This window comes from Hymenobacter chitinivorans DSM 11115 (assembly GCF_002797555.1).
GTDB classification, from domain to species: Bacteria; Bacteroidota; Bacteroidia; order Cytophagales; family Hymenobacteraceae; genus Hymenobacter; species Hymenobacter chitinivorans.
This window is the reverse complement of record NZ_PGFA01000001.1, coordinates 2,224,908-2,249,569: the sequence shown is the minus strand read 5'-3', so window position 1 is coordinate 2,249,569 and position 24,662 is coordinate 2,224,908. Positions and strand designations below refer to the sequence as shown.

22 protein-coding genes are annotated in these 24,662 nt (G+C 64.4%); 18 read left to right on the top strand and 4 right to left on the bottom strand.

Annotated elements, in window-relative coordinates:
* Positions 1-7: 7 nt before the first annotated feature.
* The 7 genes from CLV45_RS09515 to CLV45_RS09485 all read left to right on the top strand — a co-directional run bounded on the left by CLV45_RS09515 (position 8) and on the right by CLV45_RS09485 (position 6,759).
* The gene (locus CLV45_RS09515; protein WP_170061835.1) at positions 8-607 is read left to right on the top strand and encodes a hypothetical protein; all 600 of its coding nucleotides are present in this window, start codon (positions 8-10) and stop codon (positions 605-607) included.
* An 8-nt stretch (positions 608-615) separates the two neighbouring features.
* Positions 616-1,206, top strand: coding sequence for an SMI1/KNR4 family protein (locus tag CLV45_RS09510; protein WP_157807395.1), 591 nt, complete (start codon positions 616-618; stop codon positions 1,204-1,206).
* Positions 1,207-1,263: 57 nt separating this feature from the next.
* Positions 1,264-1,815 (top strand): prolyl hydroxylase family protein, encoded by a 552-nt coding sequence (locus CLV45_RS09505; protein WP_100336120.1) that lies wholly within the window; start codon positions 1,264-1,266, stop codon positions 1,813-1,815.
* A gap of 48 nt (positions 1,816-1,863) precedes the next feature.
* The gene (locus CLV45_RS09500) at positions 1,864-2,346 is read left to right on the top strand and encodes a hypothetical protein (protein ID WP_170061834.1); all 483 of its coding nucleotides are present in this window, start codon (positions 1,864-1,866) and stop codon (positions 2,344-2,346) included.
* Between the two features lie 45 nt (positions 2,347-2,391).
* Positions 2,392-4,677 (top strand): DUF5682 family protein, encoded by a 2,286-nt coding sequence (locus CLV45_RS09495; RefSeq protein WP_100336118.1) that lies wholly within the window; start codon positions 2,392-2,394, stop codon positions 4,675-4,677.
* Positions 4,678-4,785: 108 nt separating this feature from the next.
* A complete protein-coding gene (locus CLV45_RS09490; RefSeq protein ID WP_100336117.1) occupies positions 4,786-6,213 on the top strand; it encodes an amidohydrolase family protein in 1,428 nt (475 codons plus the stop codon).
* Positions 6,214-6,222: 9 nt separating this feature from the next.
* The gene (locus CLV45_RS09485) at positions 6,223-6,759 is read left to right on the top strand and encodes a peptide deformylase (protein WP_100336116.1); all 537 of its coding nucleotides are present in this window, start codon (positions 6,223-6,225) and stop codon (positions 6,757-6,759) included.
* Positions 6,760-6,888: 129 nt separating this feature from the next.
* Here the strand turns inward: CLV45_RS09485 and CLV45_RS24900 are convergent, their stop codons facing one another.
* Together CLV45_RS24900 and CLV45_RS09480 are read right to left on the bottom strand one after the other, a co-directional pair.
* Complete coding sequence (locus CLV45_RS24900; protein WP_157807393.1) at positions 6,889-7,044, bottom strand: hypothetical protein; 156 nt, start codon at positions 7,042-7,044, stop codon at positions 6,889-6,891.
* A 96-nt stretch (positions 7,045-7,140) separates the two neighbouring features.
* On the bottom strand, positions 7,141-9,774 hold the full coding sequence (locus tag CLV45_RS09480; protein ID WP_100336115.1) for a M1 family metallopeptidase: 2,634 nt from the start codon (positions 9,772-9,774) through the stop codon (positions 7,141-7,143).
* An 80-nt stretch (positions 9,775-9,854) separates the two neighbouring features.
* Between CLV45_RS09480 and CLV45_RS09475 the strand changes: the two genes are divergently transcribed.
* Complete coding sequence (locus tag CLV45_RS09475) at positions 9,855-10,973, top strand: VWA domain-containing protein (protein ID WP_100336114.1); 1,119 nt, start codon at positions 9,855-9,857, stop codon at positions 10,971-10,973.
* Between the two features lie 85 nt (positions 10,974-11,058).
* Positions 11,059-11,550: an ankyrin repeat domain-containing protein gene (locus CLV45_RS09470; RefSeq protein ID WP_100336113.1), complete on the top strand. Its 492-nt coding sequence runs from the start codon at positions 11,059-11,061 to the stop codon at positions 11,548-11,550.
* A 64-nt stretch (positions 11,551-11,614) separates the two neighbouring features.
* Here the strand turns inward: CLV45_RS09470 and CLV45_RS09465 are convergent, their stop codons facing one another.
* Complete coding sequence (locus CLV45_RS09465) at positions 11,615-11,890, bottom strand: hypothetical protein (protein ID WP_157807392.1); 276 nt, start codon at positions 11,888-11,890, stop codon at positions 11,615-11,617.
* 257 nt (positions 11,891-12,147) lie between these two features.
* Between CLV45_RS09465 and CLV45_RS09460 the strand changes: the two genes are divergently transcribed.
* Entirely contained in the window at positions 12,148-12,582 is a 435-nt protein-coding gene (locus CLV45_RS09460) for a LytR/AlgR family response regulator transcription factor (protein WP_100336111.1), read from the top strand.
* A gap of 79 nt (positions 12,583-12,661) precedes the next feature.
* Here CLV45_RS09460 and CLV45_RS09455 read toward each other — a convergent pair whose 3' ends face one another.
* Complete coding sequence (locus tag CLV45_RS09455) at positions 12,662-16,138, bottom strand: response regulator (RefSeq protein WP_100336110.1); 3,477 nt, start codon at positions 16,136-16,138, stop codon at positions 12,662-12,664.
* 146 nt (positions 16,139-16,284) lie between these two features.
* Between CLV45_RS09455 and CLV45_RS09450 the strand changes: the two genes are divergently transcribed.
* From CLV45_RS09450 to CLV45_RS09415, 8 genes are all read left to right on the top strand, one after another.
* The gene (locus CLV45_RS09450; protein WP_100336109.1) at positions 16,285-16,512 is read left to right on the top strand and encodes a hypothetical protein; all 228 of its coding nucleotides are present in this window, start codon (positions 16,285-16,287) and stop codon (positions 16,510-16,512) included.
* A gap of 120 nt (positions 16,513-16,632) precedes the next feature.
* The gene (locus CLV45_RS09445; protein ID WP_100336108.1) at positions 16,633-17,430 is read left to right on the top strand and encodes a hypothetical protein; all 798 of its coding nucleotides are present in this window, start codon (positions 16,633-16,635) and stop codon (positions 17,428-17,430) included.
* A gap of 67 nt (positions 17,431-17,497) precedes the next feature.
* Positions 17,498-18,097, top strand: a complete 600-nt coding sequence (locus CLV45_RS09440) for a TMEM175 family protein (protein ID WP_100336107.1) — start codon at positions 17,498-17,500, stop codon at positions 18,095-18,097.
* A 146-nt stretch (positions 18,098-18,243) separates the two neighbouring features.
* Entirely contained in the window at positions 18,244-19,977 is a 1,734-nt protein-coding gene (locus tag CLV45_RS09435; protein ID WP_100336106.1) for a M28 family metallopeptidase, read from the top strand.
* Between the two features lie 47 nt (positions 19,978-20,024).
* Positions 20,025-20,576, top strand: a complete 552-nt coding sequence (locus CLV45_RS09430; RefSeq protein WP_100336105.1) for a DUF4274 domain-containing protein — start codon at positions 20,025-20,027, stop codon at positions 20,574-20,576.
* A 448-nt stretch (positions 20,577-21,024) separates the two neighbouring features.
* Positions 21,025-21,402, top strand: a complete 378-nt coding sequence (locus CLV45_RS09425; protein WP_100336104.1) for a hypothetical protein — start codon at positions 21,025-21,027, stop codon at positions 21,400-21,402.
* 423 nt (positions 21,403-21,825) lie between these two features.
* Positions 21,826-22,935 (top strand): pectate lyase family protein, encoded by a 1,110-nt coding sequence (locus CLV45_RS09420; RefSeq protein ID WP_100336103.1) that lies wholly within the window; start codon positions 21,826-21,828, stop codon positions 22,933-22,935.
* 231 nt (positions 22,936-23,166) lie between these two features.
* A complete protein-coding gene (locus CLV45_RS09415; protein ID WP_100336102.1) occupies positions 23,167-24,624 on the top strand; it encodes an MBL fold metallo-hydrolase in 1,458 nt (485 codons plus the stop codon).
* Positions 24,625-24,662 lie beyond the last annotated feature (38 nt).

Below are 24,662 nucleotides of genomic sequence, written 5' to 3'. Positions count from 1 at the left end.
AGTAGCAATGGAGTTGCTGAAAGCCCGTAAGACCCTATTACCGCTACTGGTGCTAGCCGGGGTTTGTTGGTACACGGTAATTGTGACGCTGTTCACTCAGGTGCTCTACGAAGGCACCTATTACGATAGGGCATTCACCTTCAGACATTATCTGGCCTTTACCGCCGTTGCCCTGAATGTAGTGCTCTACTTTTATTACCGGCCGCTGTACAAGTTTACAGTGGCTGGCATGCTGCTGCTGGGGATATGGAATGTCATCTGTTTTACTCCCGATCAGCTTACCGCAGGAATAGGAATGGACGACTCATGTAAACTAAGCCTACAGCCGTTTTCGCTACTGTTCGCCATTGCTTTTTATGTCCCCAACCGGAAAACCGTACATGGATTTCTAAGAAAATACCTGTTCCCCGCGCCCAGTCTGCAGCGATTAGCAGAGTACCAGCGGGAAAGTATTGACAAGTTTAAAGCAACGTTTGTCCGGAAATCCACTGAAAGCCTAAGTCTGATGATACAGGAGAAGAAAATGGTGCCCGCCGCCGTGCAGGCGGCGCAAGAATTGCTGCTGGAGCGCAAAACGGCAAAGGCAAGTAGCCTTGGACAACAGTAACCTTCGGCTTGCATATTCCATCCGCCATGACCTTCCCCACGCTACTCACTCGCCTCGACGCCCTGCTGCAGCAGCGCCGGCCGGCGTATTATGCCACGCTCAACCCGCCCGCTACAGCTGCCGAGCTAGCCGCTTTCGAGGCCGAATTTGGGCTGATGCTGCCCGCCGAGCTGCGCCTGTGGTTTGGCTGGCACGACGGGCAGCGGGGCTTCGAGAGCTTCGTGCAGAACAACTGCCTGCAGTCGTTGAGTAGCGCCGCCGACACCATGCGCGTCAACCGGGAGCTGCTGGAGGACGGGGATTTTGTGGCCAACTGGTGGCAGCCGGGCTGGGTGCCCTTCCTGGAAAACGGCGGGGGCGACCATGTCTGCGTAGACCTGAGCGGCACCTTCACCGGCCACGCCGGGCAGGTGCTGGAGCACTGGCACGACTGGGAAGCCCGCCCGGTGCTCTTTCCCGATCTGACGGCCTGGTTAACGGCCGTAGTGCAGGCCTACGAAATGGCCGGGGAAGGCGGGGAGGAGCTACCCGATGAGTCCGTTGAGGAAATGGAGCTGGAGCATCCGGCGGGTTTTCCCCAGGAGTTCGAGGCTGGTTGATACGGCCAGCCGGGCCCAACGGCGTAATTTTCTGGTCGTTTAATTCTCTCTTCTACGATGCCGCTGCACTATCTGACCGATTCCATCCTCGAAATTCCGGACTTTCTCTCGCCGGCCGAATGCACCCAACTCATTGCCCGCAGTGAGCAGCAGGGCTTCGCCGAAGCCGGCGTGGGGCTGGCCACCGGAGCCCAGGTGATTAAATCCATCCGCAACAACTACCGGCTCGAATATCCCGATGCCGCGCTGGCCGAAACTTTCTGGCAGCGCCTGCGGCCCGACCTGTCCGGACTGCCCGCCGAAGCCGATGGGGCCGCACCGGTCGGGCTCTACGAGCAGTTCCGCTTCTACCGCTACGACGTGGGGGAACGGTTCAACCGGCACAAGGACGGCAGCATCCGCATCAGTGCGGAGGTAGCCAGCCGCTGGACGTTTCTGCTGTATTTGAACGATGATTTCGAGGGTGGGGCCACCGAGTTTGAAACCCTGACCGTGGCCCCCCGGCGCGGTTCGGCATTGTGCTTCCGTCATGAGCTGCGCCACAAGGGCTGCCCCGTGACCCAGGGCCGCAAGTACGTGCTGCGCTCCGACATCCTGTACCGCGGCTAGCGGCTAAGCCACTTTCTGCCATGTAATTAACTACCAATACCGATGATGATGATAACGCACCCATTCTGGGGAACAGTGACGGAAAGCTGGGCGGGCCTGACCGCCCAGGAACCCGTAGCCCTGCCGGGCTTCGCGCAGCCAGTCGAGGTTTTTCTGGGGGAAGAACTGTTCGAGGAAGATGAGGAATACCAGCTCACTGCAGCGCAGCTCGATGAATATGCCGCCACTTTTCAGGCCTTTTTGGCCCGGGCCCCGCGGCTGCTGCTGGCGCTGAAAGCACAAGCCTTTGCCCGCTACCAGCAGTTCTACGCCGCCCACTATGCAGACCCCGCCCAGTCGGGCGCCCCGGCTCTGCTGCTGACCACGCCCGAGGAACACGTTGCTTACATGCAGGATTTGGGCTACGTGCGCATCACCGACGAGCAAACCCTGCGCCTGTCCATTCGCTACAAGCTGGATGCGGAACACGGGTTGGAAGCTAAGTTTGTGGCCAATAGCTTGGTGGAGCTGGCGGGCATTGCCGAAACCTGATCAGGAACTAGTGCCGCCCTGTTTTCCTACCGATTTCCCCTTTGCATGCCCACCGACCTTCGCCTTTTCGGTATTCGCCACCACGGCCCCGGTAGCGCGGCCAGTCTGCTCAAAGCCCTGGACGAGTTCCGGCCCGACATCGTGCTGCTGGAGTGCCCCGCCGATGCGGAAAAAGTGCTGGAGCTGGCCGCCACGCCCGATTTGCTGCCGCCCGTGGCCCTGCTCGTGTACAACCCCAAGCAGCACCAGCAGGCCTCGTTTCTGCCCTTCGCCGAGTTTTCGCCCGAGTGGCAGGCCGTGCGCTGGTGCCGGCAGCAGGGCGCCCACCTGCGCTGCTTCGACCTGCCCCAGGCTCTGCGCTTTGCCCTGCCCGATTCGGTGGAGCAAGAGCTCAGCCCGGCTCCGGAGGAAAGCGCGGCCGGTGGGGAGCAGGTTTCGGGCCCGGAAGAAACCACCGCCGAACGGCCCCTGGAAGATACCCCGCTCCGCCTAGACCCCATTGCCCACCTGGCCCGCCTCGACGGTTACCTCGACGGGGAACGGTGGTGGGAGGCGCGCATTGAGCACAGCGCCGGCCGGGCCGATGCCTTCGAGGTGGTGCTGCAGATGATGACGGCCCTGCGCGAGGAATTGGCCCAGCCCGAGTCGGGGGAAACTCTGCTGCGCGAGGCCTACATGCGCGAAACTCTGCGCGCCACGCTCAAGCAGGGCTACGCCCGGGTGGCCGTGGTGTGCGGGGCCTGGCACGCGCCGGTACTCAGCGCCGAAACCCTGGCCGTCTATGCCAAAGCCGACAAAGCCCAACTCAAGGGGCTGAAAAAAGTGCCCACCCAGGCCACCTGGGTACCCTGGACCTACGAGCGGCTGGCCCGGCAGTCGGGCTACGGGGCCGGCGTTTTGTCGCCGGCCTGGTACGAGTTGCTCTTTACCCAGCCCCACGAGCAGGTCGTGACCCACTGGATGGTGCGGGCGGCTCACTTGCTGCGGGAGCAGCAAATCGACGCCTCCTCGGCCCACGCCATTGAGGGCGTGCGGCTGGCCGAAGCCCTGGCCGCCGTGCGCGGGTTGGCTTTGCCCGGCATCGAGGAGTTGGAGGAGGCGGCCATCAGTATTTTCGGGGGCGGCTACGCCGAGGCGCTAAGTTTGGTGCACGAGCAGCTGGTAATCGGGCAGAAGCTGGGGGAGGTGCCGGAGGCGCTGCCCGCCTCGCCCTTGCAGCAGGACCTGGTTTTGCAGCAGAAAACCTGGCGCCTCAAGCCCGAAGCCGCCCGCAAGCCCCTGGCCCTGGATTTGCGCAAAGACCTGGACCTGGGCCGCAGCCACCTGCTGCACCGCCTGGCGCTGCTGGGCATCCGGTGGGGAAAACCCCAGCGGGTGAGCGGCAAAAGCGGCACGTTTCACGAGGTGTGGGAGCTGCGGTGGAAGCCCGACATGGTGCTGCAGCTGCTCGAAGCCGGCCGCTGGGGCAACACCGTGCTGGCAGCCGCCAGCGGCGCTACCCGGCACCGTGCCGCCCAGGCCAGCCACCTGGGTCAAATCGGGGAGCTGCTGGAAGAAGCCCTGCGCGCCGACGTCGGCCCGGCCTTGCCGGCCCTGGTGGCCCGCCTCGAAACGCTCAGCGCCGACACCCGCGACGTAGTGCACCTGCTCACGGCCCTGCCGCCGCTGGTAAATGTGCTGCGCTACGGCAACGTGCGGCGCACCGAAACGGCTCAGGTGGCCCAGGTGGTGCAGCATCTGGTGCCCCGCCTGTGTATTTCCCTGCCCCGGGCCACCACCGGCCTCGACGCGGAGGCCGCCGCCCAGCTGCTGGAGCAGGTGGAAGCCGCCCACCAGGCCGTGCGCCTCTTGCCCGATGCCGCCGCCCAGGCCGACTGGTACGCGGCCCTGCGGGTTATTAGTCGGCAGCCGAGCAGCAGCGGCCTGCTGGCCGGGGCCGCCACCCGGTTGCTCTTCGACGGGCAGCAGCTCGGGGCCGAAGCCACGGCTACGGCGCTGGGGCTGGCCCTGGCCCCGGCCCAGGCCACGGAGTACGCCACGGCCTGGATTGAAGGCTTTGTGCGCGGCAGCGGCCTGCTGCTGATTCACCACCGCCCGTTGTTCGACCTGCTCGACGCCTGGCTCTCGGGCCTCGACGAAGCCGTGTTTCAGGAAACCGTGCCGCTGCTGCGCCGCTCCTTTGCCGATTTTACCCAGCCCGAGCGTCAGCAGGTGCTGGCCCTGGCCGGTGGCCCCACCAGTCGCCCGGCCGCGCCGGTGGCCGATATTGACCTGGCGCGGGGTCTGCAAAGTTTGGCCGGACTGCGGGAGTTGCTGGGCCTGGAAGCTTAAGGAAAAGGCTGGGGCAGCAGTGAGCCGGCACCCCGGAAAAGGCGGCGGGCAGTACCAACCGGACTGTTTATCGGCTACCTTCCGGCTTCGCTCTCGCTTTGCTGCCGCATGAACTTTCGCCTCTTCTGCCTGACCAGCGCCCTGGTTGGGGTTTTTGCCGGCTGCGCCAATCCCCCGGTGCAGCGCTACGACCTCATTATTGCCCACGCCAACGTGGTGGACGTGGAAACCGGCCAGGTGCGCGCCGACCAAACCCTGGGCATCCGGGACGGCCGCATTGCCTACGTGGGCAAACCGGCGCCCATGGCGGCCCCCCAAACCGTGGATGCCCGGGGCCGCTACCTGATTCCGGGCCTCTGGGACATGCACGTGCACTTTCGGGGCGGCGACTCCCTGGCCGCGGCCAACCGCAACCTGCTGCCGCTCTACCTTGCCCACGGCGTCACGACTGTGCGCGACGCGGGCGGCGACCTGACCCCGCACATTTTCCGCTGGCGTGCCCAAATGGCGGCCGGGCAGCTGGCCGGGCCCCGCATCTTTACCTCCGGCCCCAAGCTCGACGGACCCAAGGCGTTCTGGGCCGGCTCCCTGGAAATTGAAACGCCCGAGCAGATAAACCGCGCCCTGGACTCCTTGCAAAAGCTGCGGGTCGACTACGTGAAGCTCTACGAAAGCACCATCTCGCGCGAGGCTTTCCTCGGGGCCATTGCCGAAGCCGAAAAGCGGGGCCTGACCACCACCGGCCACATGCCCTACACCGTGACCCTGCGCGAAGCCGCCGAACGGGGCCTTGATGCCACCGAGCATCTGTACTACCTGCTCAAGGCCTGCTCCAATCGGGAAGACAGCCTCACGGCCGCCGTGCAGGCCAGTCTGCGCACCAGCAAGCCCCTGGGCTTGTTTGCCGTGCTGCCCGCCGTCTACCGCACCTACGACCCGGCCGTGGCCGCCCAAACCTTCCGGATGCTCAAGCAGCACCGCACCGCCGTGGTGCCCACGCTTTTCATCCAGAAGCTGCTGACCGAGCTGCCCACCACCGACCACGCCCCGGACACGCTGCTGGCCTATATTGCCCCCGGTATTCAGCGCACCTACGCCCGCCGCCTGGCCGGGGCCCGGGCCCAAAGCCCCGCCACCCGGGCCTTCAACCAGCAGCTCGGCGCCCGGTTTACCACCTTGATACCCCAGCTGCAGGCCGCCGGCGTGACGCTGCTGGCCGGCTCCGACAGCGGGCCTTCCAATTCCTACGTGTACCCGGGCGTCTCCCTGCTGGGCGAGCTGGAGCTCCTGGTAGCGGCCGGCCTTACGCCCGCCCAGGCTCTGCAGGCGGCTACCATCAATGGGGCCCTCTTCCTGAAAGCCGACCAGCGCTCCGGCACCATTGCCGTGGGCAAGGAGGCCGACCTGGTGCTGCTCGACCGGAATCCGCTGGAAAATATCAGCCACCTGCGCCGGGTGCAATGCGTCGTTTCCCGGGGCCGGCTCTACTCGGCCCGGGACCTGCGCCGCTTGGTGCTGGCCGTCAAAAATCCGTAACTATTCCGCATGCCCATCCGTGAGATTCTCCAGCTTGGTCACCCGGTCCTGCGCGAGGTGGCCGCCCCCGTGGCCGACCCCACCGCGCCCGACGTGGCGGCCCTGGTCACCGACCTGACCGACACTGTGGCCCACTGGCGCGAAACCACCGGCTACGGCCGCGCCATTGCCGCCCCGCAAATCGGGGTGCTGCAGCGCGTGATTCTGCTGCGCCTGCCGGGCCATCCGGTTTGGGCCCTGATTAACCCCAGTATCGTCGAGCACAGCCCCGACACGATAGAGGTTTGGGACGCCTGCCTTTCGTTTCTGTCCATCTTCATGCGCGTCACCCGCTACCCCTGGATTCGGGTGCGCTACCAGGATTTGCGGGGCGCTTGGCACGAAACCCACGCCGGGGCGGAAGACGATCTGGCCGAGCTGCTGCAGCACGAAATTGACCACCTCGACGGCATCCTGGCCCTGGACCGCCTCACCGACGTGAAAAGCATTTGCTCCCGCCAGGAGTTCGAGCGGCAGTTTAAATCAAGTAGCCCATACGGGCGGTAAATGAGCGGCTTACAGTTCCGGTAGCGCCGTGCCAGAGTTGGGCGGGTACACCCCGTTTTCCAGCAGGTAGCAGTAGCGGCGCAAATTCAGTTCGGCTGGGCCGCGCAGATACGCCAGGTACAGCTGGTCCTAGCCGTGGTTCATGCACCCGAGTTCCGGGTCGAGCAGGGCGCTGACGAGTTGGTCCCGGTTGCGCCACCAGGTCTTACAGGCCTCGTAAGTCCAGAAGTCGTTGCCGCTGGCTGAGTAGCTGTCGTTTACTTCTACGGCCGCCGCGCCCAGCACGGCGGCCAGTTCTGCATAGCTGGCAGGCTTTCAGGGTTTGAATGAGGCTCATTCCTGGGCGGCCGCAAATGGCTTTTTAATAATAAGTTTCACACTTTAAGGCGTTTGCAGCAGCTTCTCGGCCCGGAACACATCATCGGCGGCCTGCAGAATCTTGGCTCGCAGCTTAGGATTATAACTCGGATGAGCGGCCAGAAACTCGCGCACGGTGCGGGCCGCCGTGGGCGTCTGGTAGCTGCTGAGCGTGGCCTGCAGCCAGGAATAGGGAAAGAAAATGTCGCCGGTCTGCTGAATTTCTTCCAGCAAAGCCAGGCTTGCGGGCAAATACTGCTCCGACTCGGCCACCCGCAGCGGGTGGTGCAGGTAGGCCAGCGCCGCCACGACCCAGGCCTCTTTTTCGCGGTTTTTCTCCTCGCGCAGGCCGGCAAAAAAGGCGTCCCGGGTGGCTTTGTCCGCCGCCAGAGCGGGCCGCATAAACTCCAGGCGCTGCCGCCGGTCGGGGTTTTTGATGCGCTGCAGCTGCTGGGTGAGCAGGGGCGTGGGCGCCGGATAGTCGCGCACGGCCAGGGCCAAGGCCAGACTGGTGTAGTCGTCCTCGGTGAGCTTCACGCCCGTAGGAGCCTGCTGCACCTGCCAGATCTGGTAGAGGCGGGTTTGGGCCTCCTGGGTCAGGGCCACGGACTGGTAGGCTTTGAACAGGAGTTTCTTGGCATTGGGAGCCGGATTTTGCTGCATGGCCTGCCACAGCTCCTGCTCCAGAACCGGTGCCAGGGCCAGGCGGCGGGCGGGCTTGAGCAGCTTCCAGTAGATATCCGTCAACTGGCCGGTGAGCAGCTTGATATTCAGCTCCTCCTTTTCCTGGGGCAAGGCCCGGCGGTACACGTCCAGCAGCTGTCGGGGCGTGATGCTGCGGCCATTCAGCATGTTCTCGTAGAGATTGATGTAGGCAGCGGCCCGCGCCACGGGGCTCTGTAACCGACTCAGGCCCGTTGTGAGCTGCTTATCAAGTGGGAAAATCCCGTAGCCCAGGCCCGTCGAGTTGAACAGGATAAATGCCGGGGCCACGTTGCCAGCCGGCTGGGGCACCACCACCTGGCGCTGGCTCATGTTAACGGTTACTTCCTTGGTGCGGCCATCTGGATACACGAAAAGAACCTCGAAGAGCTGGGGCCAGAGCCGGTCCGATGTATCCTCGGCCCGCTGGGTGATTACGAGGTCGAGGCCTCGGCCTTCTTTGGGTTGCAGCTGGTAGTCGAATACGGGGCGGCCAGGCTGATTTACCCACACCTGGTTCCAAGCCTGCAAATCGGCGGGCGTGCGGGCGTCCAGGATGCGGATCAAGTCGGGCCAGGTAGCATTGCCGAAAGCGTAGGTTTTCAGGTATTCGCGCAGCCCGTCCCGGAAGGCGGTTTCACCCATGAGCCGCTCCAGCTGCCGCATCATGATGGGCGCCTTGTGGTAGATAATGTTGCCGTAGAGCGAGCCGGCATCCTTAAGGTTGGCCAGCTCCTGGCGAATGGGGTTGGCCCCCGCAGTGCGGTCCACGCCGTAGGCGGCCGGGTAGTGGTCCACCACGAATTTGAGGTCGTAGCTGGAGCCGGGCACGGCCACCTGGGTGATTTTGTCGGCCATGAAGTTGGCGAATACCTCCTTCATCCACACGTCGTTAAACCACTGCATCGTCACCAAATCCCCGAACCACATGTGGGCCGTTTCGTGGGCAATGAGGTTGGAGCGGGCCAGCAGCTGGTCCTGGGTGGCGCCTTCGTCCAGAAACAGCGTGCTGGCCTTATAGTCGATGGCGCCCACGTGCTCCATGCCCCCGTACTGGAAATCGGGCAGGGCCACGAAGTCGAACTTGCGGAAAGGATACGGAATGCCAGTGTAGTCCTGCAGAAACGTTAGCGCATCGGCATGAATCTGGAAGATGGGCCCCAGGCTCAGGCGCAGCTTGCTGGGGTCGGTTTCGCGGTGCAGCAGCTGCATGGTGCGGCCGTTCAGGGTTTGCTTCACCGGTGTGAACTTGCCCGCGGCAAACGAAAACAAATAGGTGCTGATGGTGTCGGAAGGGGCGAAGAAGTACAGGTTGGACCCCGGAAGAACGCCGCTGAGTTCATAATTGATAGAGTCTTGCGGCGCATTCGCTAAAGCAACCCATTCATTCGGTATGTTCAGGGTGAGCTTGAACGAGGCTTTCAGATCGGGCTGGTCGAAGACCGGAAACACCGTCCGGGCCCGGTCGGGCACGAGCAGGGTGTAGAGAAAATCGTCGTTGCGGTTCAGGCTCTGGTTGCCGGCCGTAAACTCGATTTGAACCTCGTTCAGCCCCGCTTTCAGGCTGGTGGCCGGTACTACCAGGTGCTCCGCCCGAAAGTCAATTGCCGTCGGCTTACCATTCACCCTCAGGCTTTTCAGGTGGTCGGCCTGCTCTTTGAAGTCGAGCTGTAGGTGTTGGTTCTCATCGGTGAGGTGGAAGCGAATAGTTTCGGTTGCTCTGATAGGATCCGCTTTTTTCCACGGTATATCCAGAAAAAGGTCGTAGGCCAAGCGGGAAATACGCTTGGACCGGTCCTGGGCCAGCTCCTGGCTCACGCCCGGTACCACCGCTACGGCCCCGGTCGTGGCCTGCGGAATTACCTGCGGGAGTGGAGCGGCCAGCTTGGCAGTGCAGCCCAGCAGACCCACGAGCAGCCCCAGACTGGTCCGGCGCGCAGTAATGCTATATTTCATGCGTAATTCTAAAATGCAGTCAGCGGCGAAAAGCCGAAAATACCGCAAACCCGCCAAAGCCGACTCTTATCCTCTCCTCTATGAGCAACCCCGCCCGCTGGAAGCTCGTGCTCGGCTCCTCCGCCGACGCCGACAACGACATCCCGCTTTCCCCCGACTACGGCCGCATGGACCAGGTGCTCACGGCCCTCTACGACGACAGTGAGCCGGCTGAGCGCAAGGCCGGCCTGTGCGGCTCGGCCCCGAAAGTGAGCCGCTGGCTGGGCGACATCCGCCGCTACTTTCCCTCGTCGGTGGTGGCCGTGATGCAGAAAGACGCCATGGAGCGCCTGGGTTTGCAGCAAATGCTGCTGGAGCCCGAAGTGCTGCGCACCGTGCAGGCCGACGTGCACCTGGTGGGTTTGCTCATGTCGCTCGGCCGGGTGATGCCGGCCAAGGTCAAGCACACGGCCCGCGAAGTCGTGCAGCGCGTGGTCCAGGATTTGGAGCAGCGCCTGGCCAACCCGCTGCGCCAAGCCGTGCAGGGCGCCCTGAGCCGGGCCGTGCGCAACCCGCGCCCCCGCTACGCCGAAATTAACTGGGCGGCCACCATCCGGGCCAACCTCAAGCACTACCAGCCGGCCTACAAAACCGTGATTCCCGAGAAGCTGGTGGGCTTTGGCCGCCGCGGGCAGGCCCTGAAGGAAATCGTGCTCTGCGTGGACCAAAGTGGCTCGATGGCCCCCTCGGTGGTGTACGCGGGGGTGTTTGGGGCGGTGCTGGCCTCCTTGAAAGCCGTCAAAACCCACATGGTCGTCTTCGATACCAGCGTGGCCGACCTCACCCAGGATTTGCAGGACCCGGTGGATTTGCTCTTTGGCATTCAGCTCGGCGGCGGCACCGACATCAACCGCGCCCTGACTTACTGCCAGCAGCTCATCACCCGTCCCACCGACACGATACTGGTGCTCATCAGCGACTTGTACGAGGGCGGCAACGAGGCCCAAATGCTCAAACGGGCCGCTGCTCTCAAGGCCGCGGGCGTCACGCTGGTCGCCCTGCTGGCCCTCAGCGACGAAGGCTCTCCCGGCTTCGACCGCCGCATGGCCGAACAACTGGCCGCCCTCGGGGTTCCTGCCTTTGCCTGCACCCCCGACCAGTTTCCGGCCCTGATGGCCGCCGCTATCCAGGGCCGCGACCTGGGCCAGTTTGCCCGGTAAGTCGCGCGGGCTACTTCTAATCCCGGGCCGGTTTTCCGCCGTATGCTCAGCAACTCATTCAAACCGCTACTACTCTTTCGATTCGATGGAATTCTCCTCTTCCCGCCCCGAAGACCTACTCTTTGATGCCGCCCGCCGCGGCGACGTGGCCCAGCTGCCGCAGCTGCTTGCCCAGGTGGATGTCAACACCCAGAACGGCAAGGGCTTCACGGCGCTGATTGTGGCCGCCTACGACGAGCACCTGGATGCCACCCGCCTGCTGCTCGAAGCCGGGGCCGACCCCAACGTGCAGGACGTGAGCGGCAACACGGCCCTGATGGGCGTCAGCTTCAAAGGCTACCCCGACATTGCCCGTCTGCTGCTAGAGCACGGCGCCAACCTGGATTTGCAAAACGGCAACGGTGGCACGGCCCTGATGTTTGCCACCCTGTTTGGCCGCAACCAGCTGGTGCAGCTCCTGCTCGAAGCCGGCGCCGATACCAGCATCCGCGACGTACGCGGCCTGACGGCCCTGGATTTGGCCGTGCAGCAGGGCAACCAGGAAGCCTACGACCTGCTGCAGGCCCAGCAGGCTTAAAACCGTATTTATTCCCGCCTACAAAAAAAGCCCGACCATCTGGTCGGGCTTTTTGCTGGTCGTCTTATGCCGCGCTGCTAAGTCGCTCGCGGGTGAGAATGGCCTGAATGGCCGGGGACTTCTGGACTTCCGGGGAGTAGGGAAGCTGGGCAATCTGCTGGATTGTCAGCTCCCCGTCGATGTAGCGCTGCAGCTCGTGCAGGAGCTCCGGCTTGGGGCCGGTACCGCCCATGGAGGCCACCGCAATGCCCCATTCGGCGTGGCGCTGGCGCTTGAGGCGGGCAGCGGCTTCCGCTTCGGGCAAGTCGGCAGGGATAGGTTTAAAATGAGGTGATTCCATCAGCTTACGCGGTTGGTGTTAGCTGGCTATACGGTTCAGGCAAAGAAGGGGTAATGGAAAAGATAATTTTACGCGCCGCCGTCCTCTTTTTTGCTAAACCGGTAATGGGTAGCAGGTTGTGCCTGCCCCAGCCGGGCGGCACCGGAATTTTCATTATTCCTTTATCTTTGCATCCTGACTATCTTTAAATAGATTTAGAGCAAACAACCTCCGCCGTCGGCTGCCCCGGCCGGTTTATTCCGCTTTTATCCCGCACTATGTCTACTTCCTGTCCTGCTTCGCCTCGCCTGCTGACCTGTGCCATTCTGGACGACGAAGAAATCAACCGCCTGACCCTGGAGCACTACGTGGCCCTGAGCGGGCAGCTGCAGTTGGAGGCTTCCTTGGCGGGCAGCGTGGAAGGCCTCAACTTCTTCAGCACCGGCCGCCGCGTCGACGTGCTGTTTCTGGACGTGGAAATGCCCGACCTCAACGGCCTGGACATGCTGCGCCTGCTGCCCGAGCCCCCGCAGGTGGTGCTCACCACCGCCCACGAATCCTTTGCCTGGGAAGCCTTTGAGCTGCGCGTGGCCGACTACCTGGTCAAGCCCTTCGACTACGAGCGGTTTTTGCTGGCCGTCGAACGGGTGCGGGCCCAGGTGCTGGCCAACCCCAAATCGGCCCTGGACGCGTCGTTCGGCTCCCTGGTCTAACGATTTGGCCTTAAAACAGCGGTGGCCCGCTCCTGACACTGCAGGAGCGGGCCACTGTCTTTGTACGCCTTCCCCGGCGCTAGGCCGGGCTGGGGTGGGAGTTGGAAACGTAGTGCTGCAGCTGCCACAGCAGCCGCGGCAGCAGGTCGAGCAGCTGCTGGGCGGCGTGGGCCCGGGCCGCGGGCGGGGCGCCGGCGTCTTCGAGCGTGGCAATGAAGGGCTGCAGTTCCTGGGCCATGAGCAGCTTCAGGGAAGGCTTGATACGGTGGGCCAAAGCCGCCGCCCGGGCCCAGTCGGCGGCGGCGGCGGCTTCCTGCAGCTGGCTGACAACGGCCGGCGTATGGGTCAGAAACGACTCCAGGATGCGCAGCACGAAGGCCGGGTTGCCGCGGGCCGTGCGCTCCAGGTCGGCCAGGGCAAACAGCGGGTGGGACGGTCGGGCGTCGGCGCGGTGCAGGGCCAGAATCTTGCGCACCAGCTCGGCCGCGTCGAAGGGCTTGGCCAGGCAGTCGTTCATGCCCGCGGCCAAATACTTTTCGTTGTCGGCCAGAAAGGCGTTGGCCGTCAGGGCAATGATGGGCGTCTGGGCCCGGGCCACGTCGGGGTGCTGGCGGATGCGGGCCGTAGCCTCCAGGCCGTTCATGCCCGGCATCTGGATGTCCATCAGAATCACGTCGTACCTGTTGCGCTCAAATAGGGCCAGGGCCGAGGCCCCGTCGGCCGCCGTTTCAACCACTACCGCGTAGCTTTCCAGCACCAGCTGGGCCAGCTGCCGGTTCACGTCGTGGTCTTCCACCAGCAGCACCCGCAGCCCGCGGATACCATCGGTGGCCGCCGGGTCTTCTTCCTGGGTGGCCTGGCGCTGGGCCCGAATTTCCTCGGCCGAGGCTTTGGCGAAGGTCAGCGTGAAGCCAAAGCTGGTGCCCTGGCCCGGCTCACTGCACATGAGCAGGTGGCCGCCGAGCTGCTCCACTAAACTACTGCTGATGCTCAGGCCCAGGCCCGAGCCCCCGAAGCGGCGGCTGGTATCGGCGTAGGCCTGGGTGAAGGTCGAGAAGATGCTTTCCTGCTTGTCGCGCGCCACGCCCAGGCCGGTATCGGTCACCAGGAAATTCACCGTCAGCAACTCGGGCGTGTCGGCCAGCACCTTGCCGGTGAGCGTGATGCCGCCCTGCTCGGTAAACTTGAGGCTGTTGCTGAGCAGGTTGAGCAGGACCTGGCTCAGGCGTTGCGGGTCGCTGAGCACCACCGGGGCGGCGGGCGTGGCCACGGCCTCGATGGTGAAACTCAAGCCCTTGCCGGCCGCCTGGAAGCTGATGGTCTGGCCCACGGCCTGCAGGGTCTGGTTCAGATCAAACGGAATCTGTTCCAGCTCGAGCTTGCCCGAGGTGATTTTGGCCACGTCCAGAATGTCGTTGAGCAAGCCCAGCAAATGGGTGCCCGAGTGGCGGATGATGTTCACGTACTCGAGCTGCTGCTCGCTGAGCGGGGTCCGGGTCAGCAGGCCCGCCATGCCCAGCACCCCGTTCATGGGCGTGCGAATCTCGTGGCTCATGTTGGCCAAAAAGTTTTCCCGGGCCGTAGCCGCCGCCTCGGCCTCGCGCTTGGCCCGCTTGAGCTCGGTAATGTCGGTGCACACGGTCAGGACCTCGACCACGCCGTGGGGCCGCTGCAGGGGGCGTTTCACCACTTGCAGCTGCAGCACCACGCCGCTGGCCAGGGTAAAGGGCATTTCCCCCGAAATTTCGTCGCCCGTGGCCAGCACGACGCGGTTCCACTCCGTAAGCTGACGCAGCTCCTCGGCCTCGGGCGAGTCGTCGGTTTCGCTGACTTGCTGGTGGTTGCTGCGGGTCAGGATGTCGGTAAAGCTGACGTTGCTAAACACCGGGTGGCCGTGCTCATCGGTGACGTAGAGCAGGTTGGGGGAGGTATCGACCACCTGGCGGATAAACTCCTGCTGCTCCTGCAGGCGTAGCTCGGCCTGATAGCGCTGGGTAATATCGAGGCCGTAGGCCACAATCATCCGGACGGCCCCGTCGGGCCCAAACACGGGCTGCATCAGGCGCACCATGCGGCGCGGCCCCTGGGGCGTTTCTATCGTTTCCTCGTGCGTAACGCGCTGGCGCTGCTCAATCACCTGGTCAAACAGCCGCTTGCGCTGCTCGGCCAGCTCGATGGGCCGCTGGCGGTAGGCGCAGTATTCGAAGTGGTCCTTGCCGATAATCCAGGCCCGCACCTCGGGGTTTTTGATGCCCACCGGGTTGACGTACAGGTAGCGGTGCTGGGGGTCGAAGACGCCGATGTCGGCGGGCAGCTCGTTGAGGATGGTTTCGTAGAACTCCCGCTGCCGGGCCAGCTGCTGCTCGGCCTGGCGCCGGGCCGTAATATCGAGACCGTAGGCCACCATCATGCGCAGCGTGCCGTCGGGGTTGAAGACGGGGTGGAACCGGCGCAGCACGTAGCTCGTGCCGTGCTGCTCGACCACGGTTTCCTCCCAGTGCACGTCGCCGCCGGAAGCCAGGGCCAGCTCAAACTGGCGCTGCCGCTCCTCGGCCAGGGCCCGGGGCCGCTGCCGGTGGGCCGTGACCGTAAAGTTGTCCTTGCCGATCAGCCACTGGCGCAGCTCCTCGTTCTGGGTCACGTTGGGGTTGGCAAACAAATAGCGGTGCTGGGCATCGAAGACGGAAACGCCCACGGGCAGCTCCTTGAGAATGGCCTCGTAAAAGGCGCGCTGCTCGGCCAGCTGCTGCTCGGCCTGGCGCCGGCCCGTAATATCGACCAGGTAGAGCGTGGCGTACTGCTCCCGGGGCACGGGCGCCACCTGCAGCAGGTAGTGCCGGCGGCCCACCGTTATTTCCTGCTGCTGGGTGCCGGCCGTGGCCAGGGCCGCCGTCACCAGGCTCAGCAGCTGGGTCCGCAGCGCCAGTTCCGTGGCCAGGGCCGTGGCCAGGCTGGCCGCGGCCGGGTTGGCGTAAATCATTTCGCCGGCGGCACTGAGGCGCAGCACGGGGTTGGGATTCTGCTCGGCAATCAACGAGACGGTGCGCAGCTGGGCCTCGCGCTGGTAGCGCTCGGTCACGTCGCGGTAGCACACCAGGCGCCCGGCCATCACGTTGTCGAGCACCAGGTAGTCGCGCTCCAGCACCCGGCCATCGGCCAGCACCAGCTCCTCGTTGAGCACCGACTCACCCCGCTCCCGGATGGCGCCGGCCTGGGCCAGGTAGCGCTCCGGGTCCTGAAAATTGTGCTGAATAAGGGCCGCTACGGTCATGCCCGTGGTCTGGTGCAGGTCGCCGGGCACTTCGCTCAGGCCAAACAGCTCGCAGTAGCGCTGGTTGACGAGCTCCACCCGCCCGCCGTCGTCGACGAGCATAAAGCCCAGGCGCATATTCTGCACCAGGGCGGCCAGCCGGGTCTGGGAGCGGTGGGCCGTGGTCTGGCTTTCGGCCAGCTGCCGCTCCAATTCGGCCACGCGGGCTTCGGCCCGCTGGCGGCGGACTCGTTCCTGGTCTAATTCAGCGGCAAGCGGATCGGGTGGGGCAGAAAAGGCGGACATGGGCGGCGGAGCGGAAGGAAGAAAGGAGCAAGAAAAGGTAAATATACAAGGCAACAAATGTGGGGGCCAACTTCCGGCGCTTTACCCCGGCCGGACAATATTTTGCCGGCAAAAGCAGTTTAGCTTTTACACCAACCTTTTCTGTGATGAATAAAGTGCTGCTGCTGATTGGCGTTGTGTTATTTCTGCTCACGGGCGGGCCCGCCGAGGCCGCCCGACCCAGTGCCTACGCCCGGGCCAAAGCCCGGGGCCGGGTGTTTGTACACCGGCCCAACTACAAGCTCTACCGCGGGGCCAAGCGCCACCGCAGCAAGAAAGTATTCCACCTGCCCGGCCTGAGCCGCAAGGCCGGCGGGAGCCGGAGCCGCTTCTAGCGGCCCCCAGCCAGGCAAGGCGGCGTCTGTGCGCCGGGCGGCTACATTTGGCGGAAATTATATTCTGCTCACTTCAGCTGCCGCGCCGTCTTGCCTCGCTTTCCTTTGTTTTCTCGCTTTTTGTCCGGTAGTAGCCTGCTGCTTGGGCTGCTGGCCGCGTCCTGTTCACAGTCGGCCGAGCCGGCTACCGTGCCCGCCCCGCCCGCAGTAGTGCGGCCCGCGGCCCCGTCCCGCCCCGTCCCGCCCCCCGATTCCCTGGCTACCTACGTCTGGGAAGATGACGTGTGCCGGTTTACGGGGCAGTATAGCCCGCGCCGCTACTCGGCCGGCCAGCTGCGGGGCACCTGGGAGCTGCTCAATCACGACGCCCTGCTTACGTACTACGCTACCGTTTTCCGGCCCGCCGGCCTGGACCGGCTGCGCCTGGACTCGCTGGACGCCAACTATGCCAAGCTGCACCGCCACTACCTCGGGCTGGCAGTAGTGCCACAGCCGGGGTGGGAAAAGCTGAAAAAGGCCCGCCTGCGCGAGCTGGAAGCCGACTACCGCAAAACCCGCCTCTACATCCTGGGCTTTACCGAGCCCGAGCGCCTGCTGCGCGCCCCGTACTCGCCGGCCTGCGCTCAGTACGTGCGGGGCCTGGCTACGCACAACGACAGCCTGATCCGGCAGGACTGGCACCGGCTGGTCGACGAGCATAGCCGGCGCAACGGCGACCCGGAAGAAATGAAAGCTACCTACCTCGACCAGGCCGCCTCCGCCGACTGGCGCACCTACGCCACGATTGACCTGTTGACCTTCGGCTGGTCGAACTGCGCCAACGAGGCCGTGCCCCGGGTCGAAATTACCGAGCGGCAGCGGCGGGAGTTCGAGCAGCTTTTCGTGCGCATCAGCTCCGAGTGCGACGACACGGAGTAGCCTGGTTCCTGGGCCCGGCCCGGGTACGGAGCCGGGCTTCTTTGTTTTGGTTTTTCCCAACTCCCGCATGCATAAAGGACGACTCGAAGCTTTCAGTGATGGAGTACTGGCCATCATTCTGACCATTATGGTGCTGGAAATCAAGGTGCCGCACGGGGCCGGGTTTGCTGCCCTGCGGCCTCTGCTGCCGGTATTCCTGAGCTACGTGCTTAGCTTTATCTACATCGGCATCTACTGGAACAACCACCACCACATGCTCAGCAGCGCCACCCGCATCAGCGGGGCGGTGCTCTGGGCCAACCTGCACCTGCTGTTCTGGCTTTCCCTGGTACCCTTCGCCACGGGCTGGATGGGCGAGAATCACTTTGCCCCCGAAACCCTGGCCCTCTACGGCCTGATCCTGCTCATGGCCGGGGTGGCCTACTGGGTATTGCAGCGCTGCCTGATTCGCCAGGACGGGCCCGACTCGGTGCTGGCCTACGCCATTGGCCGCGACCTGAAGGGCAAATCCTCTCCCGGGCTCTACTGCCTGGGTATTGCCAGCAGCTTCTGGAACCCGTGGGTGGCGGGCGGCATCTACGTCTTCGTGGCCCTGATGTGGCTCGTGCCCGACCGCCGCATTGAGCGCACCCTGCGCAAGCAGGCCGGCCCGGGGGCCACGAAGTAGGTAACCAGCCGGGGCGAGCAAGCCCGGCCTGGGGTTCGGGCCGAACCCCAGGCCGGGCTTCGCGTTTTCATTGTGGGTTCGATGTCGTAAGTTGCCCGCCGGCCGCGCCGGTGCGCGGGTCCTGATTGTTTCTTAGCTGCTGTTCTATGCCCATTTCCGCTTTCCTGTCCTTCCGGCCGCTGCTGCCGGCCGCCCTGCTGGCCTGGACCCTGGCCGGCTGCCAGACCCGCCCAGCCGCCACGTCCATGCTGCCGGCCTCCACGGCCGGCGCCCAGCTGCCCGCCGAGGCCGGCGCTACGCCCGGTACCGCGGCCCCAAGCATTTCGGCCGCCACCCTCGGTCAGTACCTGCAGGCCGTGTCCTCCGATGAGATGCAGGGGCGCAAGCCGTTTACGGTCGGGGAGGAGCGCATTACCAGCTACCTGGCCCAGGAGTTCAAGAAGCTCGGCCTGCAGCCCGGCCCCGACGGCAGCTACTTCCAGGCCGTGCCCATGGTCGAAGTCACGGGCACGCCTTCGAGCACGATGAGCGTCAAGGGCAAAGGCCAGAGCCTGAGCTTGCAGTACAAGACCGATTTCGTGGCCTTCACCCAGCAGGAGAAGGAAAAAGTCACCGTCACGAACTCCCCGCTGGTCTTTGCCGGCTACGGCGTGGTGGCCCCCGAGTACGGCTGGAACGACTACGCCGGCCTCGACGTGAAAGGCAAAACCGTGGTTATCCTCGTCAACGACCCCGGCAACGCGGGCAACGACACGACCATGTTTAAGGGCAAGGCCATGACCTACTACGGGCGCTGGACCTACAAATACGAGGAAGCCGCCCGCCACGGGGCCGCCGGGGTCCTCATTGTGCACGATACCAAGCCCGCTGCCTACCCCTGGAGCGTGGTATTGAGCGGGGCCACCAGCCCCAAGCTGCGCGCCCAGACTGCCAACAAAGGCGCCGACAAGTGCGCCCTGGAAGGCTGGCTGACGATGGACGCGGCCCAGAAGCTCTTCGCCGCCGCCGGCCAGAACTACGACCAGCTCTACGCCGCCGCCAACCAGAAGGGCTTTAAACCCCGGGCCCTGGGCGGCTTGACCCTCTCGGTCAGCATCCAGAACAAGCTGCGCCGCCAGACCAGCAAGAACGTGCTGGCCCTGCTGCCCGGCACCACCCGGGCTTCGGAGTACATCATCTACTCGGCCCACTGGGACCATTTCGGAGTGGGCAAAGCCATTGCCGGCGACTCCATCTACAACGGGGCCGTGGACGACGGCACGGGCCTGGCCGCCTTGCTCAGCATTGCCCAGGCTTTCCGGCAGGCGCCCGCCAAGCCCGCCCGCAGCATCGTGTTTCTGGCCGTGACCGGGGAGGAGCAGGGCCTGCTGGGCTCGGCCTACTACGCCCAGCACCCGCCTTACCCGCTCAACAAAACCGTGGCCGACCTGAACATGGACATGCTCTGGCCCTATGGCCCGATGAAGGATTTGACCGTCATCGGCTACGGGCAGTCGGAGCTGGAGGACTACGCCCGGGCCGCGGCCAAGGAGCAGGACCGCTACGTATTGCCCGACCAGACGCCCGAAACCGGCATGTTCTACCGCTCCGACCACTTCAACTTTGCCCACGTGGGCGTGCCCTCCCTCTACGCCAGCGGCGGCTTCGAGAGCCGCAGTGGCGGCAAGGAGGCCATTGCCCGGCAGCGCCAGAACTACACCACCAACATGTACCACAAGCCCGCCGACCAGTACGACCCCAGCTGGGACCTGACCGGCATTGCCCAGGACGCGGAGCTCTACCTGCGCGTGGGCCAGCGCCTGGCCGCCGAAACGACCTTCCCGCAGTGGCGCAAGGATTCCGAGTTCAAGGCCGCTAGGGATAAGAGCCTGGGCCAGTAGAGTTTTAACGCAGACCTTTCTAGTAGTATCTCCTTTCTTACCCCATCATGACCGACGAAGAGCCCGAAGAAGACTACCTCGACGAAGAAGAGCTTGATGCCCTGGAGCTGAAGCTGCTCATCGAGTGGCTCGAAACCGTGCCGCCCACCGAGTGGCACGTGCTGGCCCAGGAGTGGAGCTACGACAACTCCAAGGACATCCTGCGCTGGCTGTTGGCCAACCCCCGCACCGAAAAAGCCACGGCCCTGATGATCTACTGGATGGCCGGGGCCCGCTTCTACAAGCAGTACGGCTCCTTGGAAGAAGCCCGCGCCCGGGCCAATTCCGAGGGCGTCTGGTGGGAGTTCATCCACGATATTGAAGCCCGCTACCTGGCCGGCTTCTACACCGCGGCCACCGTCGGCTTCGACCCCCGCCGCGACACCTACGCCAGCCCCAGCGGCCACGACTGGACCCAGGGCTACCAGGAATACCCGCTCAAGGCCCCGCTGCCGGCCGTGATGGAGCAGGCCGTGCCCGGCATTCAGCCCAGCAGCGAGGTCGTCTACATCGAGGGCATTCCCGAGCACATCTACGAGCAGCTGGAGAAGTACTTCTAGCGGTCTGGCCGCGGCCCAACCCACCCAAACCCACCTGACCCCTGCGGCCGGGTGGGTTTGGCGCGTTACAGGGGCCGGTGAGCTTTCCGGAGCCCGGGCCGGCGGCTGCGAAGGCTGCCACAAGCAGGCCGAAGCCACTACCTCACGCGCGGAAGTCACTTCCGCTGCCATCTTAGTCACTTGGGGTAGCCGGAAAGTGACTTCCGCTTGCGCTAAAGTCCATTTGCCTTGCGCGTTAGGGACTTTGCCTTGCGCCTTGGGCACTTTGCCTACCGCGGCAGGGACTTTGCCTGACGCGGTAGAAAACTTTCAGCGTGTCACAATTGCAAGCGTAGTGTCCTGAAATTCAGGGGCTGGGAGCTGGGCCGTTCCCGGAAAGTAGTATAGCTTGGGACGGCTTCCACGCTGCGGGTGGGAGGTTCGTTCTTCCACTATTTTTCCTGGTATTATGTCTTACAAACAGCGTGAATCCAATTCGATTACCAAGGCTACGCAGCGCCTGAACGGCCTGCGGGCTATTGACCCCACCGGCAAGCTCGATCTGGGCAACGGCTTCGGCATTGAAACCTTTCAGGCCGAAATTCTCACCGCTACCCAGCACCTGACGGTATATAATGAGGCCCTGAAAGCCGTGGTCGGCCTCAAAAACGAGGTGGATGCCGCCGAGAAGCGCCTGAATAAGTTTTCCTCGGGCGTGCTGACGGCCGTCGGGCAGAAGTTTACCAAGAACAGCACCCAGTATGAGCAGGCCGGGGGCGTGCGTGAAAGTGAGCGGCTCAAGCGCATGACCAAGCCCCGCACGACGCCCAAGCCCGCGGCTTCCTAAGCGCCTTCCGCGCCACGGCCCGGCCCCAAGCCGGGCCGGCCTATTCCTGACCAAACCGCCGGGTCCTTCCGCAGAGGGGGCCCGGCGGTTTGCGTTTGCCCGGGCCCACCGCCCCGGCCCGCCTCCCAAACGATTGTGACGGGCGGTACCCGGCTCGGCCTCTGGAAGTTGGCGCTGGCAACGTTGCCGGGAACGTTTGCAATGATTTATATAGGATTATGACGGTTTGGTATGGCAGGAATGGCGTACGTTGACGACAGATTTCACGGCCAACGGGCTCTGCGCCTGCGGCTACCGCTCTGGTTTCCGGCCGGACGGAACGGTGCCGCCGCCCCCGCGGGCTCCCGCCGTGAACTACCTATTGCCCCGCCCTGAGTACCCGCCACGACTGTGCCGGGCTTCCACCATCCACCAAAATTCCCCATGAAAACGAACCCATTCCTGGCGTCCGCGCTATTCTCGTTGGCGGGCCTGCTGGCCGGCTGCGACACGAGCAGCCCCACGCCCGCCGCCCCCGCGGCCTCCGCTGCCACCTCCACTGCCGACGTAGAAGCCACCTGCACCGCGCAGGGCTGGGCCTCCCAGAACGGCGGCACCAACGGCGGGGGCACGGCCACGCCCACCATCGTAACAACTTACGACCAGCTCAAGGCCGCCATTACCAACTCGGCCGTGAAAGTGGTGCAGGTCAACGGCGTTATTACCATCCCCTCGGGCGGGCGGATTTCCTTCCAGGACCAGAGCGGCAAAACCCTCTTCGGCTCGGCCGGGGCCCGGCTGGTGTCCACGGACCAGACCCAGGCCGGCTCGGGCATCATGTACGTGAAGCGCTGCTCCAACCTGGTGATTCGCAACCTGATCTTCGACGGGCCCGGCGCCTACGACGTGGACGGGCAGGACAACTGCACAATTGACGCCTGCACCAACGTGTGGGTCGACCATTGCGAGTTTCGCGACGGCCTCGACGGCAACCTCGACGTCAAGAACACGTCGAACTACATTACCGTGTCCTGGACCAAGTTTGCCTACCTCAAAGCACCCCGCGCCGGTGGGTCCGGCGGCTCCAACGACCACCGCTTCAGCAACCTGATCGGCTCTTCCGACACCTCCACCGGCGACCGGGGCAAGCTCAATATCACCTTTGCCCGCTGCTGGTGGGCGCCCGGCTGCGTGGCCCGCATGCCCCGGGTCCGCTTCGGCAAGGTGCAGGTGGTCAACAGCCTGTTTAACAGCTCGAACAGCACCTCCGCCGTCATGGCGGGCTTTGAGGCCAACCTGCTGGTGCAGAACAACGTGTTTGAAGGCGTAAACCGCCCCATCGACTTGATGGCCAACAACTCGACGGCGGTGCAGGTCACCGGCAACCTCTTCACCAGCACGACCGGCAACACCGCCGGCAACGGCAAAACGGCCTTCACTCCGCCCTACACCCTGTCGGTGCTGGCGGCCTCGAGCGTGAAGGCTACCGTCACGGCTTCCAACGGGGCCGGGGCCACCGTGGGCGGCAATACCTGCGTGAATAGCGGCATCTAACGGCTGGCCGGGAAGGCTCTGGCGGCCTCCCGGCATCTGTTGGGTTACATGGTGAGTGTAAAAGCCCTCGGGCCGCCCGCGAAGTACTTCGCGGGCGGCCCGAGTTGTTTTTGGCCGCTAGCAGAAGCAGGCCGAGCGAGGGGGCCGCAACAGTAGGATGGTACTTTTCTGCACCTTGCTGCCGCGCAGGTTCCTCCGGTCTGCTATTCTACTCCCCGCTATCCTAGCCGAATGTATTTTTCCGTCCTGCTGCGCCTGAGTCTGCTCGTGCTGCCCTTGCCCGGGCTGGCGGCCTTGCCCCCCGACTACCTGGCAAAGTGCTGGCAGCACCAAGGGGCCGGGATAGGGCCGGGGTACGCCGCGTTTTCCTACCGCGAAACAACCCGGGAGCTGGAGCACAGCCAGTACCCCTGGCAAGCCACGACTTACGATAAGAAGGGCACGGCCTGGCTGAGCGGCCAACGCTTTCTGCGCCAGGACACCCTCACCCAGGGTGCCAAAACCTACTACTCCCAGACTCAGCTGGGGCCCGGGGAAGTGCTGTTTCAGGATTACGGAGAAAAGGCCGTGGCTGCGGCCACGCCCGAGCGGCTGGCGGCCCAGCTCGTCGGCTCGGCCCGCTACTCGCCGGTGCTGCTGCTGGGCTATTTGCGCGAGCACCACGTTCGGCCCGCCGCTACGGCCCCCGCCGGCCTGGTGGCCTACGGCGCGGAGTTGCCCAACGCTAGGGTCACGGTCCTTATCCGCAAGGCCGACCAGCTGGTGGAGCGCGTCACGGTTCTGAGCCACGATGAGCTTTTTGGCGACGTGCAAACCACCTTTACCTACCAGGATTATGTCCGGCAGGGCCCGTTGCGCTTTGCCCGCACCGTGGCCGTGGCCAAAATCAACGGCCGGGTGCTCGATACGGTGACGGTGGGCGCGGTGGCGGCCGTAGCCACGGCCCCGGCGCTGCTGGCGCGGCCGGCCGGTTACCAGCTGGCCGCCGCCAAGCCGGAGGTACCCGCTAGCAGCGTGGAGCATTTCCGGCCCAATCTGCACCTGCTCAACCTCCCGCACACCGACGACCGGGTGCTAGTCGTGGAGTTCCGGGACTTTCTGGTGGTGGCCGAAGCGCCCCTGAGCAGCGAAAATGGAGAGTACATCATCCGGGAGGCCCGCAAAATTGCGCCTAACAAGCCCATCAAGTACTTCGTCTTCGGACACTACCACCCGCACTACCTCGGCGGGCTGCGCGCCTTCGTAGCCGCGGGTGCCACCATCCTGGGCGGCCCGGGCACGGCCGACTACGTCCGTTACCTGGCCCAGGCCCCGCACACCCTGCAGCCCGACAGCCTGCAGCGCCACCCCCGGTCCCTGGCTTTCGAGGAGGTTGCGCAGATCAAAACCATTACCGACGGCACCTTTACGATGCAGATTCACTGCATCGGGGCGCAGTCGGCCCATACCAACGACTATTTGATCTACTATTTTCCCACGGAAAAGCTGCTCTTCGAGGACGACCTGGTGTGGATCAAGCGGGAAGGCGGGCCTAGAAAAGCCAGTGCCCGGCAGGCCGGCCTCACCCAGGCGGTGCAAGCCCTGAAGCTGCCCATCGACACGGTAGTGCAGTCCTGGCCCGTCGCCGATTACGGGGTCAAGACCATCATTCCCTACGCCGAGCTCGAACAGGCCCTGCAGGTGAAGTAGGGCCCCGCTGTCGGCTTAAGAGTGTGGGGGCGCAAGGG